Origin of the sequence: Anaerobium acetethylicum (assembly GCF_900096945.1) — a bacterium.
GTDB classification, from domain to species: Bacteria; Bacillota; Clostridia; order Lachnospirales; family Lachnospiraceae; genus Anaerobium; species Anaerobium acetethylicum.
Window position 1 is genome coordinate 45,926 of sequence record NZ_FMKA01000009.1, and the last position, 15,555, is coordinate 61,480.

General features: G+C 43.2%; 14 protein-coding genes. All 14 read left to right on the plus strand.

Annotated elements, in window-relative coordinates; all coding sequences use genetic code 11:
* Positions 1–87: 87 nt before the first annotated feature.
* The 14 genes from atpD (at position 88) to BJR36_RS09210 (ending at position 15,467) form a co-directional block, all read left to right on the plus strand.
* Positions 88–1,527: a F0F1 ATP synthase subunit beta gene (atpD, locus tag BJR36_RS09145; protein WP_091233111.1), complete on the plus strand. Its 1,440-nt coding sequence runs from the start codon at positions 88–90 to the stop codon at positions 1,525–1,527.
* Between the two features lie 43 nt (positions 1,528–1,570).
* Entirely contained in the window at positions 1,571–1,978 is a 408-nt protein-coding gene (gene atpC, locus BJR36_RS09150) for an ATP synthase F1 subunit epsilon (RefSeq protein ID WP_091233114.1), read from the plus strand.
* Between the two features lie 288 nt (positions 1,979–2,266).
* Positions 2,267–2,956 (plus strand): YoaK family protein, encoded by a 690-nt coding sequence (locus BJR36_RS09155; RefSeq protein ID WP_091233116.1) that lies wholly within the window; start codon positions 2,267–2,269, stop codon positions 2,954–2,956.
* Positions 2,957–3,247: 291 nt separating this feature from the next.
* Positions 3,248–3,610, plus strand: a complete 363-nt coding sequence (locus BJR36_RS09160; RefSeq protein ID WP_091233299.1) for a Na-translocating system protein MpsC family protein — start codon at positions 3,248–3,250, stop codon at positions 3,608–3,610.
* Positions 3,611–3,737: 127 nt separating this feature from the next.
* Entirely contained in the window at positions 3,738–5,606 is a 1,869-nt protein-coding gene (locus tag BJR36_RS09165) for a DUF4914 family protein (RefSeq protein ID WP_091233119.1), read from the plus strand.
* 208 nt (positions 5,607–5,814) lie between these two features.
* On the plus strand, positions 5,815–6,192 hold the full coding sequence (locus tag BJR36_RS09170; protein WP_091233121.1) for a GntR family transcriptional regulator: 378 nt from the start codon (positions 5,815–5,817) through the stop codon (positions 6,190–6,192).
* Complete coding sequence (locus BJR36_RS09175) at positions 6,185–7,087, plus strand: ABC transporter ATP-binding protein (protein WP_091233123.1); 903 nt, start codon at positions 6,185–6,187, stop codon at positions 7,085–7,087. The genes BJR36_RS09170 and BJR36_RS09175 overlap by 8 nt, the downstream gene beginning before the upstream one ends.
* A gap of 40 nt (positions 7,088–7,127) precedes the next feature.
* Positions 7,128–9,200: a DUF6449 domain-containing protein gene (locus tag BJR36_RS09180; RefSeq protein WP_139133535.1), complete on the plus strand. Its 2,073-nt coding sequence runs from the start codon at positions 7,128–7,130 to the stop codon at positions 9,198–9,200.
* A gap of 505 nt (positions 9,201–9,705) precedes the next feature.
* On the plus strand, positions 9,706–10,719 hold the full coding sequence (locus tag BJR36_RS09185) for an NYN domain-containing protein (RefSeq protein WP_091233128.1): 1,014 nt from the start codon (positions 9,706–9,708) through the stop codon (positions 10,717–10,719).
* Between the two features lie 46 nt (positions 10,720–10,765).
* Entirely contained in the window at positions 10,766–11,029 is a 264-nt protein-coding gene (locus BJR36_RS09190) for a DUF1905 domain-containing protein (protein ID WP_091233131.1), read from the plus strand.
* Positions 11,030–11,091: 62 nt separating this feature from the next.
* On the plus strand, positions 11,092–11,595 hold the full coding sequence (locus tag BJR36_RS09195; RefSeq protein WP_091233134.1) for a C-GCAxxG-C-C family protein: 504 nt from the start codon (positions 11,092–11,094) through the stop codon (positions 11,593–11,595).
* Between the two features lie 404 nt (positions 11,596–11,999).
* Positions 12,000–12,512 (plus strand): hypothetical protein, encoded by a 513-nt coding sequence (locus BJR36_RS09200; protein ID WP_091233136.1) that lies wholly within the window; start codon positions 12,000–12,002, stop codon positions 12,510–12,512.
* A complete protein-coding gene (locus BJR36_RS09205; protein WP_091233139.1) occupies positions 12,496–13,530 on the plus strand; it encodes a LacI family DNA-binding transcriptional regulator in 1,035 nt (344 codons plus the stop codon). Before BJR36_RS09200 ends, BJR36_RS09205 begins: the two co-directional genes overlap by 17 nt.
* Before the next feature lie 551 nt (positions 13,531–14,081).
* Positions 14,082–15,467, plus strand: a complete 1,386-nt coding sequence (locus BJR36_RS09210; protein WP_091233141.1) for an ABC transporter substrate-binding protein — start codon at positions 14,082–14,084, stop codon at positions 15,465–15,467.
* The last annotated feature ends 88 nt before the right edge of the window (positions 15,468–15,555 follow it).

A 15,555-nucleotide genomic window follows, 5' to 3' on the forward strand; every position in this document is an offset into this window, starting at 1 on the left:
CTATGATGAACATAGTCCTGAGTAGTTACATAATAACAGAAGAAAGGGGATTCCTGCGCACAGTGTGCGAAGAATACATATACGCTTATGGAAAAAGGAAAAATAGTACAGGTTTTAGGACCTGTTGTCGATGTGGAATTTGAAAGCGGAAAGCTTCCGATGATCAAGGACGCCCTGGAAATAATTTTGGATGGGAAAAGACTTGTAATGGAAGTAGCCGGACATATGGGAAACAACATGGTGCGCTGCATCATGCTTGCTTCAAGCGAAGGTCTGGCGAAAGGAATGGAAGTAACCGCAACGGGAGACTGCATTAAGATTCCTGTTGGAAAGCAGACACTTGGAAGAATGTTCAATGTTCTTGGGGATGCGATTGACGGTGGCGAAATGGTTGAAGGGGATGACAGATGGAAAATCCATAGAAAACCGCCCACATTTGAAGACCAGATGCCCGTTGTAGAAATACTCGAAACAGGAATTAAAGTTATCGATCTGCTGGCGCCCTATGCAAAGGGTGGTAAAATCGGCCTTTTTGGCGGCGCCGGTGTAGGCAAGACAGTCCTGATACAGGAACTGATCAGAAATATCGCAACAGAGCATGGCGGATACTCGGTTTTCACCGGTGTAGGTGAAAGATCCCGTGAAGGAAATGATCTTTGGATGGAAATGAAAGAATCGGGAGTTATTGAGAAAACGGCTCTTGTATTCGGACAGATGAATGAACCGCCTGGATCACGTATGAGGGTTGCCCAGACAGGCCTTACAATGGCAGAGTATTTCAGGGATGAAGAAAAGAAAGATGTTCTGCTTTTCATCGACAATATATTCCGTTATGTACAGGCAGGATCAGAGGTATCTGCGCTTTTGGGACGTATGCCTTCAGCAGTAGGCTACCAGCCTACTCTTGCAAATGAAGTCGGAGAGCTGCAGGAAAGGATCACTTCGACAAAGAACGGATCCATCACATCTGTGCAGGCAGTTTATGTCCCTGCGGATGATCTGACTGACCCGGCTCCTGCGGCGACGTTTGCCCATCTGGATGCAACGACTGTTCTCTCGAGAAAAATCGTTGAACAGGGAATCTACCCGGCTGTAGATCCGCTTGAATCTTCTTCGAGAATCCTGGAACCTGATGTTGTAGGTGAGGAACATTATACAACTGCAAGGAAGACGCAGGAGCTTTTGCAGAAATACAAAGAACTACAGGATATCATTGCAATCCTGGGTATGGAAGAATTGGATGAGGACGATAAACTTGCAGTATACCGTGCTAGAAAAATCCAGAAATTCTTATCGCAGCCATTCAATGTAGCGGAAAATTATACAGGCATGAAGGGAAAATATGTGCCTTTAAGTGAAACGATTAAAGGCTTCAAAGCGATCATTGACGGAGAAATGGATGAATATCCTGAATCAGCATTCCTTTTTGTAGGAACCATAGAAGAAGTAAAAGCAAAAGCCCAAGCGATGGAAAGCACCCCGGAGGCAAGTGTGAAAGAAACTTCAGAAACTTCCGATAAAAAATAAGGATTATACTATGAACCTGATATGCAGGTAGATAGGAGGGGAAATGGCTACTACTTTTTATCTTGAAATAATCGCAAGTGACCGTCCGTTTTTTAAAGGCGATTGTGAAATGCTGAGTTTCCCGGGACTGGACGGCGAGTTTGGCATCCTTCCGAACCACGAAGCCATGGTTACCTGCTTAAAAGCAGGAGAACTCAGGTTTAAAGTGGATGGCGAGTGGCGTTATGCGGCCGTGAGCGACGGTTTTGTGAATGTCAGGCCGGAAGCGACGGTATTGCTTGCTGATACAGTAGAACTGCCGGAGGAAATCGATATAAAAAGGGCAGAGGCAGAGAAACTCCGTGCAGAGGAAAAACTTCGCCAGAAGCAGAGTATCAAAGAATATTACCAGACCCAGGCTGAACTGAATCGTGCCATGAACAGGCTTAAAGTTACCAGCAAGTACAGGTAAAGATAAAAGGCGCCAGTCATTGTGAATTTTCAGTCACAGTGGCTGGCGCTTTTATGATAAGCATTTACGTAACTATTCAGGACTACGTCCTTCATAGTCACATATGAGGCACACAAATTGCAAAATCAGCAATTTGGCGCACGAATGTCTCGGGTTTTTATGCAAAATCAGCATAAAAACACCTCGCGAGACAGGGGTTCTGAACAGTTACGCATTTACATTCATTGTGATTTTAGGTATTATGATTACAGGGAATTTTAAGAGTAACAGTGAGGTAGGAACAATATTATGAGTAAAACAATGAAAGTAAATGCGGCAGATTCGCTGCCTGTCGGAATGCAGCTGGCACTGGCAGGAGGCTTGATAGATGCCTATACGTATGTGAATCGGGGTAACGTTTTTGCCACAGGGCAGACCGGCAACCTCGTTCTGATCGGAATCCGAATAGCGGATAAAAACTTCTATGATGCGTTTATGGCAGCTGTGCCGATTTTATTCTTTGTGATGGGCGTTTTTGCATACCAGTTTTTGAAAAATAAGTTAAGCCTGGAAAAAAAGGAATATTGGCAGTCCTATATCCTGATATTTGAGGTCATGATATTGTTCATGGTAGGGTTTATGCCATCATCAGTTCCGGATGTATTTGCAAATGCTCCTATAGCTTTTGCATCAGCGCTCCAGTTCTGCTCGTTCCGGGTTCTGGTAAACGGCCCTTATGCAACTGTCTTCTGTACGGGAAACCTGCGAAGCTGTGCTGAGCTGTATTACAAGGGTCTTGTTCAAAAAAACGAAGACGCAATGAAATCTGCCAACAGGTACAGCCTTGTAATAGGGTCGTTTCTGACCGGAGGAATCGCCGCGACGCTGCTGTCGGAATATTTTGCTGTGAAAACAGTGTGGATTGCATGCATGATTCTGATGTTTCCACTTGTATGTCTGGTCAGAGAGGGCAGCAGGATACAGACGGAGAAGAGCTGATTTTACATCGTTTTGGGGCTGCGTTTGTAGAATGCGAAATCAAAACCAAGAGGATGAAATGCAGGAAAGCGATTTGCATAATTCATTTTAAGAAAATACAGGGTTTGAAAAAGTTTGCAAAAATCAATGAAAGCCCTTGTTAACAAGGGTTTTGAAAATGAAATGAAAATACAAAGGATAAATAGAAAATATAAAATGCAGGAATAAATTAAAAATAATTCATTTTAGGTATTGATTATTTTATTTGGATATGATATTTTATATTCAGAGAAAGCGAAAGGGGAGGATGATATGACAAAAGGCCAGGCTGAAGCAAAGATTAGCGAGAATGTCAGCCGATTTGAAGTTGAATTCATGGGAAGAGGACCGAAACAGATCCGAACCGCCATTGTCCAGGACATGATCATCATACGACTCAAGGGATACCTAAGCCAGTCAGAACAGAAGCTGGCAGAGAGCAGCCAGGGAGTTGAACTGCTGAAGAAAGTCAGGACCACGCTTTTTGAAAATTCGAAGGACTACATGGAAGACATGATTAAAGAAGTAATAGATATGGATATCATCAGCATACACTCCGACGTCAGCACACGTACCGGAGAGAAAGTGATAGTTATCATAGCCAGCGAAAATCTGGAAGAGAGATTCAATAAATAGAAGTTTGGAAGATTTAGCGTAAAGTATGCGTACAAGACGCTGGTAAGCCAATATTTATATTCCTTTGACGATAAGGGGTATGGATATTGGCTTTTTTGAATTATTAGATAAAGAAAGAGGTTTGATTATGAGAGATGTACTGAACAGAATGGTATTGCCGGAAGCGGTAAAGAAAATGGTAGGAAGCAGCAACAGGATCATATTTCCGGAAACAAGAGACGAGCTGATCGATATCGCTCTTGGCGGCAAAGAAAATGACTATTTCGAAGTTGCATATGATGTGCCGGGGCAGGAGAAGGTTGTGGAGGCTACTGTTGCCAGATGTAAGAATGGTCTGGTCGTAAACTATACTGATATCTATCTCAGAAGGCGCGATCCGGATTCGATGGTGATTGCAGACAACGAGAAGACGGACAAGCAGACTTTTGTTGATAAATACGGCTATGAATTTGACAGCCTCAGGGATGAAACCTTTGAATGGCTTGAAAATCATGATCTGATCATTCTGCCGTTCATGGCAGGGGGCAGCGAGTTTGGTTATCCGATGCTTCTCGTAGCGCCGGCAAATGCGGGATTCTTTGCGGCAGGACTGGCTGACCTTCAGGGCTTCATACCGTGCAGCCAGGTAAAGGAAGGATTTAAGCCAAGGGCAGTCATTTATCTGGCACCGACCTTCAGACACACGCATTTCGACGGAAAGCAGATGGTTGTCCATAACAGGCTTGATGAGGTTTACGAACTTTTTTCATATAATCTGTATCCGGGACCAAGTGCTAAAAAAGGCGTATACGGAGTGCTTCTGAAGATTGGAGAGGAGGAAGGGTGGATTACACTCCATGGCTCCACAGTGAAAATAGGAGCTTCGGGACGCAGAGAAGTGGTGCTCATGCATGAGGGAGCCAGCGGTGGTGGAAAGAGCGAGATGACGGAACATCTTGTAATGGATCATGATGGAAAAGTCAAACTTGGCATCAACAGGGTGACTGGAGAAGGGCTGTCAATCAGGCTGAAGGAAGCCTGCTCGATTAATCCTGTAACTGACGATATGGCATTGTGCCACCCAAAACTTCAGAATGAAAGCGGAAAACTAATGGTTATGGATGCTGAAAATGGCTGGTTTCTGAGGACTGACCATATCACTGAATATGGAACGGCGCCCCAGCTGGAAAGCCTTTGTATGCATCCGAAGGAACCACTTATCTTTCTGAACTATGATGCGGTACCAGGCTCGACATGCCTGATCTGGGACCATGCTATGGATGCGCCGGGAAAACCGTGTCCAAATCCAAGGGTTATCATGCCAAGAGACAGGATTGAAGGCAATATCAGTGAACCTGTAGCTGTAGATATCAGAAGCTTCGGTATGCGTGCTCCTGTCTGCACGAAACACAAGCCGACATACGGTATTATAGGCTTAGTGCATGTGCTTCCACCAGCTCTTGCATGGGTGTGGAGGCTGGTGGCCCCAAGAGGCGACAACAACCCGAGCATCACGACAAGATCGAAAGCCCTTACCAGTGAAGGTGTCGGCTCCTACTGGCCTTTTGCAACAGGAACGAAGGTGGCTCAGGCTAATCTGCTTCTTGAGCAGATTGCAGGCAATCCGAATACTGATTATCTGCTCATACCAAACCAGCATATAGGTGCGTACAGGGTCGGATTCAATCCCCAGTGGATTGTAAGGGAGTACCTGGCACGAAATGAAGGTGCGGTTTTTGCTGAGGACCAGCTTGCAGAATCGGGATGCACGCTTTTGGGATACAAAGCGAATTACATGGAGATCGACGGTTCGAAAATCCCGGAATTTATGCTTGATGTGGCGCAGCAGCCGGAAGTCGGAGAGGAAGGTTTCCAAAAAGGTGCAGAAATACTGATTCAGTTCTTTAAAGATGAATTGGAACAGTATATGACGCCTGAACTGCTTCCGCTTGGAAGAAGAATCGTTGAATGTATCAGGAACGACGGATCACTGGAAGAACTGAAAAGTCTTCTGTAATAGATGTACCAGGTATTGTGAACAGCATGTTCACAGTACCTGGTACTTTTTTCTGCTGAGAATAAGCAGGGGAGGTTTTTGCGATAATGTAAAAATAATTTGTGTATTGACAAAAACTTACGTTTCATTTATTATTTGTGTATTAACACAGTTAGTACAGTTAATACACGATGATTTGCATGAAATGGAATCAGGAAAGGAGAATCCCATGATATTGATTGATTATAAAGACCGCAGGCCAATCTACGAACAGATCGCGGAACGGTTTCAGGAACTCATACTGAAGGGTGTACTGGAACCAGACAGCCAGCTTCTATCGGTGCGGAATCTGGCAATGGAGCTATCCATTAACCCGAATACAATCCAGAGAGCCTACGCGGAACTGGAACGGGGCGGATATATCTATTCGGTCAAAGGCCGGGGGAATTTTATAGCTGCAAATGACCGGCTGGTACAGTGCAAAAGGGAAGAGATACTGGAAGAAGTAAAGGAACTTGTCAGGAAAGCGAAGGACATGGGGGTTTCAAAGGAGCATTTGTTAGATAAAGTAGTGGAATGTTACGAGGAGGGAAATAAAGATGATTGAAGCGATGGGAGTGAGCAAGAAATTTGGCGGAATCGCAGCGGTCGATAATGTGACTGCCGAGATAGTTGATGGGAATGTGTTTGGTCTGGTAGGGACGAATGGTGCCGGGAAAAGCACATTTCTGAGAATGCTGTGCGGTGTGCTGAAACCGGATGCCGGAGCAGTAAAAATTGATGGCATGGAGGTTTTTGAGAATGTCAGGGTGAAAGAACAGTTTTTCTATATCTCTGATGACCAGTATTTTTTCAACAATGCAACACCGGAAGATATGAAGTCCTATTATCAGATCATGTATCCGGATTTTGATGGGGAAAGGTTCGTTAAACTGCTGAAACAGTTTGATCTAGATCAGAAACGCAAGATTCATACATTTTCTAAAGGAATGAAAAAGCAGGTTTCGGTAATCTGCGGGATATGCGCCCATACAAAGTATCTGTTCTGTGATGAGACTTTTGATGGTCTTGATCCGGTGATGCGCCAGGCTGTCAAAAGCATATTTGTCAAAGAAATAGCAGAACGGGAAATGACGCCCGTAATAGCCTCTCATAATTTAAGAGAACTGGAAGATATCTGCGATCATGTGGGGCTGCTTCATAAGGGAGGGATGCTCCTGCAGAAGGATCTGTTTGACATGAAGCTGGGCATTCACAAGATACAGTGTGTTTTTCAGAATGAAGAGAGCGTGGAGGAAATATTTTCAGGCATTGAACTTCTTAAGGTAGATAAGAGGGCATCGCTCTATACGATTACGGCAAAGGGAAGATACGAAGAGATTATGGGACGTCTTGACAAGGTGAAGACGATATTTGTGGAGGTCCTTCCTCTGACGTTAGAGGAAATTTTTATAAGCGAGACGGAGGTAGTGGGTTATGATATCAAGAAACTTATTTTGTAGGCTACAGAAAGAAGATATAAAAAGGAGGCCTTGGCCGGTTGTGCTCGTATTTCTACTGTTTTTCCTTGCGCTGCCTGTCAGCTGTGCGATGACGATTGAAAACCAGGCTGGAAATGAGCTGTACGATGCAGAATATTTAGCCCAGATGCTCACAAACGCTGTTGGAGTAGGCAATGTTGCGATTATATTGATTTCTATTCTGGGAGCGGTCATCTTTGGCTTGAGCGGATTCTTTTATCTGCATTCGAGAAAAAAAGTGGACCTTTACCACAGCATGCCGGTACGGAGAGAAGTACAGTATGCGGTTATCTATGTCAACGGACTTGGCTGCTATGTGGTTTCTTACCTGATCAATCTGTTGTTGTGTTTTCTTTTATTGCAGATGAATGGTTTTATGGATAGCGGAATTTTCATGGGCGCTCTGGCTTCTATCGCTATCAATGTAGTATTCTACAGCCTGATCTATACGATTACCATAAACGCCGTAATGCTGACCGGGAATATCATAGTCAGCTGTCTTGGAACGGCCGTATTTCTTGCTTATGGCCCCCTGCTCGTGTTTGTCAGGGCAATCTATTTCGGCGAATACTTTGCAACCTATTATGGCGGTGATATAGATACAGCCATATTCAATACTCTGTCTCCGGTTGGAATTTATCTTGTTACTGGTTTCAGGGCTTCGTCCGTCAAGGAATCTGAAATCATCTGGATGCTCATAAAGGTGTCTGCAGTTACAGTGGCGCTGATTGCCTGCTCGGTATTTCTATATAAAAAACGTCCTTCAGAAGCTGCCGGAAGTGCAATGGCGTTCGACTTTGTAAAACCCATTATCAAGTTTATGCTGGTTGTTCCTCTTTCTCTTGGAGGAGGGATCCTGTTCCAGTATGTTTCAGGAAGCAGGGCTTTGGAATGGAATATATTTGGAACCGTTTTTACAATGATCATAATTTATGCGGTGATCGAAATGATCTATAACTTCGATATCAGAAGCGCCTTCAGGAATAAAATACAGTTCGCTGCATGTGCGGCTGTCATAGCTGCTGTGGTGATGGTATTCAGGTTTGACTTTATCAAATATGATTCTTATCTGCCGGGGAAGGATAGCGTTGAAAGCATGAGTATTTCCTTTGAGGGGATGGATGAGAATCTATCCTATGTGACAGATGTGGATGAACAGGGTCTGGCATATAGCCGGGTGCTTACCAATCGATATGATTATGAAATTGAGGGTATGGAGCTGACTGATTTTACAACCGTATACGAGCTGGCAGAATTGGGAGCCGCAAGGGCAGAGAAAATCAGCGCTGATCACCGCAGAAACGGGGCATTTTACAGTAATGCTTCGGGAAGCAGTGAACAGGAACGCCAGTATCGGTATTATGTGAAGTTCAAACTGAAAAGCGGCCGGGAAATCTACAGGGTATACAGTGTCCCGGCTGATGAAGCCGAGGCTATGGTGAGTAATCTGTACGAAAACGCAGAATATAAGGAATCACATTATTCCGTTTACCGATACAAGACGGAAGATATCAACGCTGTCTACTGTCGGAATGCCAATATCGGAAATGAGATTACTGTCAACAGGGGTGGAATTGAAAAATTACTGGAACTGTACAGGGAAGAATTGAAAGGTCTGACGTGGGATGAACGTACTGCGGAAAATCCTGTGGCTGTTTTAAATATAGAAAGTAAAACGTCAAACGAAGAGTACTTTATCTACCCGGGTTTTGAACAGACAATCGCATTTATAACAGAGCAGGGACTTGATCTGGATCAAACGGCCTGGGAGGAAGAAGTAAAGGAACTGAAAGTTGTCTATACCAAGCCTTTTTTTGGTGAGAGTGGAAATGCAGCGACAGAATCGGATGAATCTTTGGAAAAATCGGTTACCTATACGGATAAGGAACAGATCAGGGAGATTTTAGGGAGCATTTTTTCGACGGGATATTATTGGTGCAACGACTCCATGCTTAACGTGGACCCGGATCTGACTGTATGGACTGGTTCGGAATTTTCAAGCGAGTATGGATATAATGAGGAAGGGATATCCTTCTATATGAATCAGGATAAAATTCCTGGATTTGTGCTTGAAGACATCGGATATAAGGAATAAATTTGAAAAGAGCCGCGGTGCGATATGATGCCCGCGGCTCTTTTTGCAGCCTGCGCCCTTTTTTAAACGGTATTTGCCTTGTACCATTTCTGTTTATCGCGCAGCGTGATACTGCTCACAGAGTAAACAGTGCCAAAGGAATCTTTAAAAGAAGCGCAATCCCCCGATATCGTTTGATAACTGCCTGCAGACGTGATAATATAAATATATATGTAAAAATGTGGCGTGTCTTTCCTGTGTAAATTGATGTAATCAAGCCGATATATCTTGATGTATAGGAAATTCCACGAATTTCCTATACATCAAAAACGCTCCGCGAGGAGGCGCATGACGCGCAAGAAGAATATGTCGCAGAAGCGACTGCGCGTCAGCGCGAGAGTTTCGCAAGCGCAACTCTTTGTTCCAGCATGAACCAAGAGTCTGCAAAGGAAATACACCCGGTTAGAGCTTGAAACAGAACGAAGAAAATATTGCCATTAAGGGCATCATATAAAAGGAGAAGAAAATGGAAGACAAACGATTTGCGGTTCTGATTGATTCAGACAACATTTCATCAAAATACGTAGCACATATTTTGAGTGAAATGACGAAATACGGGGTGATAACCTATAAAAGAATATACGGCGACTGGACAAGTACCCAGACGGCAAAATGGAAAAATGCACTCCTTGAATATTCAATCACTCCGATACAGCAGTTCAGCAATACGGTGGGAAAGAATGCTACGGATTCAGCGCTAATCATAGATGCCATGGACATCCTGTATACAAAAAATGTGGAGGGATTCTGTATTGTATCCAGCGACAGTGATTTTACAAGGCTGGCCAGCAGGCTTCGGGAATCTGGCATGGATGTGATCGGGATGGGCGAGGATAAGACGCCGCGTTCCTTCAGGGCTGCCTGCACGGTATTTACGAACCTTGAGATACTGATTGATCAGGATGAAGAGGGAATCGGCCAGATCAAAGAAAACGGAGATGCCGCAGCAGTCCAGAGCGGAAGCGCAGCGGAAAGCGGAACAGGCACCAAGGCAAAGCATAAAGTCAAAAACAACAATGTTATAAGCAAGAAGCTGATTGAAAACGATATAACCGAAATTATCAATGAAAACGAAAGCAAGGGAAGGGATACAGGCCTTGGCGAGATTGGAAGCAGGCTTGTAAAAAAATATTCCGATTTTGATGTCAGGAACTATGGATACAGTTCGCTGTCAAAGTTTCTTGAAGAGATGGAAGGCTTTGAACTGAGCAGGGTAAACAACGCATACAGCGTAAAGCTTAAGGATAACAGCATATCAAGGGAAAAGGTGGAAGAATTTGCAATTGCTTTAGTGGCGGCCAGTGGAAAGACAGGCATGGATCTTGGCGTCCTTGGGAGGAAGCTGCATAACAAATTCGAAGACTTCGGGGTGAAGGAATATGGATATTCGACATTCGCGAAATTCGTACAGAGCATCAGCCAGCTTGAAATCCGAGAAAATAAGGCGAAAAATAAGGTCGTGCATCTGGCGGAGCAATAGCAGAACTTATTGAATGTCATCGCTGATTCGAAAGGGAGGAAGACCCATGGGAAAAGTATATGAATTTGAAGCGGAGATCAAGAAGGTGCCTGACATTGATGGTGCCTATGTCGAGATCCCGTTTGATGTGAAAGCTGAATTTGGAAAGGGCAGAGTGCCTGTTTCGGTTACTTTTGATGGAGAACCTTATGACGGAAGCCTTGTGAAGATGAAGACGCCCTGCCATATCATTGGAATCCGAAAAGAGATCAGGGCAAAAATCGGAAAGCAGCCTGGCGATGTGGTGAAAGTTACGCTCCACGAGAGGTAAGGAAGTGTCTGACACTTGTGCATCTGCAGGACATATAAAAGTATAAGGGGTAACATCAGATTATGGAAAAGAGCAAAGAAGAAATTATTTCTGCTGAAAATAGAAAAGGGAAGAGTCATAGCGAAATAGCGGAAGAGCTGTTTAAAAATGGTTATAACTGTTCGCAGTCCGTGTTTCTTGCCTTCAGCGATATGTACGGAATTGACGTGGAAGCCGCTCTCAGGCTTAGCTCCTCCTTTGGAGGAGGGATGGGAAGGCTAAGGGAAGTGTGCGGAGCTGTAACTGGCATGTTTATGGTCGCGGGGATTCTCTATGGATATTCCGATCCGAAAGACCATGCTGCAAAAACAGAGCATTATAAAAGGATACAGTATCTGGCGAGAGAATTCGAAGAAAAGAACCATTCTATCATATGCCGTGAACTTCTGGGGCTGGGAAGCGGAAAAGACAGCCCAGTACCTGAACAAAGGACGGATGAATACTATAAAAAGAGAGCGTGCCAGGAGCTGGTTGCAATGGCTGCTGAGATTATGGATAAATACATCAAAGAGCATGAAATGCAATAAGTAATTAAAAGTTTGATATGTGATAAGCTGCCCGGCCGGTGAATCTGGCCGGGCAGTGTTTTTGGTTTATAGGAAATTCCTCGAATTTCCTATAAATCAAAACGCTCTGCGAGGAGGCGCATGACGCGCAAGAAGAATATGTCACAGAAGCGACTGCGTGTCAGGGCGAGAGCTTCGCAAGCGAAACTCTTTATTCGTAAAGGATGTTATTTTGTTTTATAACGATAAAGATAAGGCGCTGAGATTAGATGTTAATTATGAATGACAGGGTAAATATATAGATAAAGAAATGTTGACAATATTTTATCAAGATGGTAAAATTTTTACTAAGAAAGCGGTGAAGGGGCTGAAACGGTGGGGATCTTTAATAAACAGGGAAGTGTGAGACTTTGAGGAGACTGAGAATGAATGATTATATTGTTGAAGTGACAGTAAAAAGGAAACAGACATGGCGGCTGAAAACCCGGAAAATGCTGATGGTTCTTTTGGGTGTGGCTTTTATGGTGCTGGAAGCGTTCGTTCCGTTTGCGGCAGTCTGTGGCGTGGCTGTTTTTACGGGGGCTTATGTTCTTTTTAAAAGATGGAACCTGGAATTCGAATATGCATTGGCCGGCATGAGCCTGGATATTACGAAAATCATGTCGAAGGAGACCAGAAAGGAAGTGCAATCACTGAATCTCATGGAGCTGTCCTGCATAGTAGAGGGGTTTGAAAAAAATATTGGCGGGATAAAGTTTGACAAGATATGTGATTATTCTTCTCTGGAAGAAAAGGCAGCAGTCGATGCGCTGGTATATGAAAGCGGGATATGCAGGACTGCATATCTGATAGATGCAGATAATGAAATCGGAAAGAAAGTAAAGTTGCTTTTTCCGGGAAAAATAGTGCGAGGTGATAGGTGTGAAAGTAAAAGTTAAGGATGTTGCAGAAATGGTAGGGGTATCCCCGACTACGGTTTCGCTGGTGCTGAACAAGAAACCGTCCAGGATATCTGAAGCTACAAAAAATAAAATACTGGCAATCGCACAGGAGATGCAGTACGAAGAGAAGCAGTACAGCGACATGGAAGAGAAGATTAAAATCAAAACCGTAGGTATTGTAATGCCTAATTGTGAAAATATGTTTTACCAGACCTGTGTGAAAGGAGCAGAAGAGGCGTTAAACAATTATGGATACGAGGTGTTCAGATGCGACGTTTCGGAATCACCGGAGAGATGCTTTAAGGCGATTGAGAATCTGCATTCGAAATTTGTGGATGGTATGATAATAATACCGCCGAATGGAATCAACGATGACGGAAATTATGATAAGATGCTGCAGTATTTCAATACCTCCAGAGTGCCAATGATCTTGCTTGAAAGGGCGGTTCATTCTGTTTTCTGTGATTTTGTGACAGGTGACAATCAATCTGGAGCCTATGTGGGAACGGAATACCTCATTAAAGAAGGACATAAAAAAATCGGACTAATTGTAGGTGACAAGTTGGCTTATGTGAGTACCAGAAGAATCAAAGGATATAAAGAAGCGTTGGAAGAGAATGGGCTGGAATTCAATGAGGATTTTATAAGTTACGGCGATTTTACGAAGGAATCGGGTATTTCAGCAGCAAAGTCTCTTCATGAAAAAGGAGTTACCGCGATTTTTGCAGGAAACGACTTGATGGCATATGGCGTATATGTCTATGCGGTGAAGAACGGGATAAGGATACCTGAAGGCTTGTCCCTCCTGGGGTATGATAATACGGAGCTTTGCGAGATGCTGCCTGTAAAGCTTTCCAGCATCGACCAGAGCGCCGAAAGCATGGGCAAAAAAGCTGCAGAAGTGATTAAAAACTGCATGAAGACAAAATACAGTCTTGATGAGAAGAAACCTAAAAATTATTATTTTACTCCTGTGCTTATAGAGAGGGCATCTGTCAGGAAACTGGGAAAATAATATAAAAGAAATGGTGTGTCGAAAAGAGAAACCCTGGGGTCTGATGGACCAAGGGTTTCTTTTTTTGTTTGTAGGTATCGGGGGACAAAATACCTTTTGATCTGGCGAGGGTTTAGTAAGCTAAACTTAATGTGCTTATAGTGAATGTGATAAATATATTTACCATGTGATAAAACAAGGGTTTGGAGGTGTTCTGATAGCAAGATGGATATAAAAATACGGATTTAGTGGTACATAATGTAGTGATATCTACCAAATAAGCCCAAATAGTAATTAAAAAAATAACAAAATAATAAAAAAACCACTTGAAAAAGGATTCAAAGGCTGTTATAATTTCATAAAAGGTAAACAATTTATCTAGGTAAATAAAAACCTTTCTAGAAATGTACATTTTCGAAAAAGAAATTTATCAAAATTTATCTCAAGGAGGTATAAACCGGCGCACATAACGAGAACACTGAAAAACTGCGAAAACGAATTAGGTAAATGATTTATCAAAGAACTGACTGGAATAAGAAAAATATGAAAGAGAAGAACCAGGGAGGAAAAAAATGAAACTTAAAAGAATTTTATCTATTTTATTAGTATTGGCAATGACAGTTGGAATGATGGCAGGCTGTGGAAAGAAAAGCAGCGAAAGTGCAGATGATGGAAAGTCGGACGGAGCAAAAGAAGAAATCGTGATGTGGTTCTGGGGTGCTGAACCGTATGCACAGAAAGTGTTAAATGCGAACCTGGCAGATAAATATAACGCTTCACAGGATAAATACACATTGAAGATCGAATACAGGAACTCAGTAGACAGTGACATGACAACAGCCCTTGCAGCAAACAAAGGTCCTGATATCGTTTACGGATCTGGTCCATCATTCGTTATGCCGCTTGTAGAAGCAGGAAAGCTGGAGCCGATGGATAAATATGCTGAGCAGTATGGGTGGGCAGACAGAATCTTAAAGCCTATCTATGAATCAGGCACTGTTGATGGAAAGCTTTACAGCCTTGCAAACTCGCTAAATACGGTAGGTGTATTTTATAACAAAAAGGTGCTTGAGGATAACGGATGGGCGGTTCCGACCACAGTTGCCGAGATGGAAAAAATCATGGATGAGGCAATGGCAAAAGGCATGTATGCTTCTGTGACAGGGAACAAAGGCTGGAAACCGGTAAATGAAAATTATGCTTCCTTATTCCTGACTCATTATGCAGGAGCAGATACGGTATACAAATGCTTAAAGGGTGAAGAAAAGTGGAATAACGAAGCTGTCGTATCGGCAATTGAAAAATCAGCAGAATGGTACGACAAAGGTTACCTTGCAGGTAAAGATTATGGAAATATGAATTTCTCAGAAGCTCTTCAGATGCTTGCAGATGAAAGATCACCATTCTTCATCGGGCCTACTTTGGGATACCAGTGGGCGCAGTCATTCTTTACTGATGATAAAGTCGACAATTTAGCATTCATTCCATTCCCAGCTACGGATAAAGTGACAGAACCTACCTATACATTAAGCGTATGCTGTACTTTCTCAATTAATGCAAATGTTGCGCAGGACCACAAAGACGAAGCTGCAAAAATTATCGATATCATGATGCAGCCTGAATTTACGGAAGAAATGACAAGCGTATGGCCTGGATACTGGGGAACCCCTTTGAAGGATCTGTCAACGGTGGATGTTGAAAGCATGACTGGATTGTCCAAATCATATATGGAAACAATCAAGAATATCGCAGCCGCAGTAAATGATGGCAATTTTGGATATTATACAAATGTATTCTTCCCAAGTGCAACACAGCAGGTATTTATCGACATTGAAAACGTCTGGTACGGAACTGAGTCAGCTTCAGACCTTATGGACAAAGCTGATACCGAATTTACGAAAGAACTTGAAAAGGGCTTAGTACCACCGGTACCACAAGCTGGAGTAAAGGCTGAATAAAATAGAATTGGCGGCTATCAGGGAATTGCTCTGAATGGTTGACAAAATTCACACAAAGCCTCCGACAGTTCTGAAATAAACATGTAAG